Annotated in this window: 1 protein-coding gene; it reads right to left on the bottom strand. The window is 65.4% G+C overall.

The window, feature by feature from the left end; genetic code table 11:
- Window positions 1-257: 257 nt before the first annotated feature.
- Window positions 258-701, bottom strand: a complete 444-nt coding sequence (locus ABD323_RS42175; RefSeq protein ID WP_344447359.1) for a peptidase M23 — start codon at window positions 699-701, stop codon at window positions 258-260.
- Between the last annotated feature and the right edge of the window lie 145 nt (window positions 702-846).

Genomic DNA, 846 nt, shown 5'->3' with positions numbered 1-846 from the left:
AGGAGACCCCGCCGCGGCCGGTGATCAGTCGCAGCTGGGAGTCGGCGCCCTGGCCGTACACCCGGGCGTCGGGGAAGTCCTTCTTGGCGAAGCTCTCCACGCCGTCCACCGTGAAGGACGCGGTGCCCCGGTCGGCAATCCCTGTCTTCCCACAGTCATCCACCTCTCCACAAGGAATATGGCGGGCGCGGGGGGGCGCGGCCCCCACCGAGTCACCACTCCACTCCACCGCGCCCGCCACGAATTCACGACTCAACTCAACCGAAGTTGACGCAGCCCTGGTTGATCGGAACGTTCCGGAAGTACACCGAGGCGTTCTCGTTGTACGTGTTCGAGAGCTGCCAGGCGGACGGGTACTCGGTGTGGTGGAACTTGTCGCAGGGGCCGGCGTAGCCGCTGTTGAAGTAAACCGTCACGCTGGCGTCGATACCCCAGACCCGGGCCTTCGCCGAGGCCGCGTTGTTCTTCAGGCTCTGCCCCTGCCCGGCGCCGCCGCTCTGGAAGGTGTAACCGGCCAGGTCGCGGATGCCCTCGCCGCCGGTGGGGGTGTCGGAGTGAATCACCGTGTGCGAGCCGCCGTAGCCGGTGTTGAAGTAGAGGACCACGCACTGGGCGTCACAGTCCTCGACGCCGTACGAGCCGGGCGAGATCGACGCGCTCGCCGGAGAGGCGGTGGCGAGGGCGCCGACAACGGCTGACATCGCTATCGACGCAGTGACAAGTGCCTTACGGGCAAAGAGCATTGAATCCCTCATGTTCTTGATTATTTTCGGGTGGCCCAGGCGTACCGTCGCCGGTCAGCCGCAGTGGACGTTGATCTGCTGGTCGTACATGTTTCCGATCTTG

This window comes from Kitasatospora nipponensis (genome assembly GCF_039528135.1).
Classification (GTDB): domain Bacteria; phylum Actinomycetota; class Actinomycetes; order Streptomycetales; family Streptomycetaceae; genus Kitasatospora; species Kitasatospora nipponensis.
This window is presented reverse-complemented; position numbering and strand designations above follow the sequence as displayed.